1 protein-coding gene is annotated in these 890 nt (G+C 71.7%); it reads left to right on the forward strand.

Annotation, left to right across the window (positions count from 1 at the left end):
• The coding region (gene metK / locus PSD17_RS25955) for a methionine adenosyltransferase (RefSeq protein WP_339124969.1) at positions 1-890 on the forward strand (890 nt) is incomplete at both ends.

Below are 890 nucleotides of genomic sequence, written 5' to 3' on the forward strand. Positions count from 1 at the left end.
TTCACCAGCGAATCGGTGACCGAGGGACACCCGGACAAGATGTGTGACGCGATCAGCGACTCCGTCCTCGACGCGCTGCTCGCCCAGGACCCGCGCAGCCGGGTCGCGGTCGAGACGCTCGTCACGACCGGTCAGGTCCACGTCGCGGGTGAGGTCACCACGAGTGCCTACGCCGACATCCCCACGCTGGTCCGCGAGAAGATCCTGGAGATCGGCTACGACTCGTCGGCCAAGGGTTTCGACGGCAACTCCTGCGGCGTGAACGTCGCGATCGGTGCGCAGTCCGCCGACATCGCACAGGGCGTCGACACGGCCTACGAGTCGCGCGTCGAGGCCAGCGAGGACGAGATCGCCCGCCAGGGCGCGGGTGACCAGGGCCTGATGTTCGGCTATGCCAACACCGACACCCCCGAGCTGCTGCCGCTGCCGATCGCGCTGGCGCACCGGCTGGCCCGCCGGCTCACCGAGGTCCGCAAGTCCGGCGTGCTGCCCTACCTGCGCCCGGACGGCAAGACCCAGGTCACGATCGAGTACGACGGCGACAAGGCCGTCCGTGTCGACACCGTCGTGGTGTCCAGCCAGCACGCGGCCGACGTCGACCTCGACGCGCTGCTGGCCCCCGACATCCGCGAGCACGTCGTCGAGCCCGAGCTGGCGCGCGCGGGGCTGGACGCCGAGGGCGCCAGGCTGCTGGTCAACCCCACGGGCCGGTTCGTCGTCGGGGGCCCGATGGGCGACGCGGGGCTGACCGGGCGCAAGATCATCGTCGACACGTACGGCGGGTTCGCCCGCCACGGCGGCGGCGCGTTCTCCGGCAAGGACCCGTCGAAGGTCGACCGCTCGGCCGCCTACGCGCTGCGCTGGGTCGCCAAGAACGCCGTCGCGGCCGG

Origin of the sequence: Pseudonocardia sp. D17, assembly GCF_036984265.1 — a bacterium.
In the GTDB taxonomy this organism is placed as follows: Bacteria; Actinomycetota; Actinomycetes; order Mycobacteriales; family Pseudonocardiaceae; genus Pseudonocardia; species Pseudonocardia benzenivorans.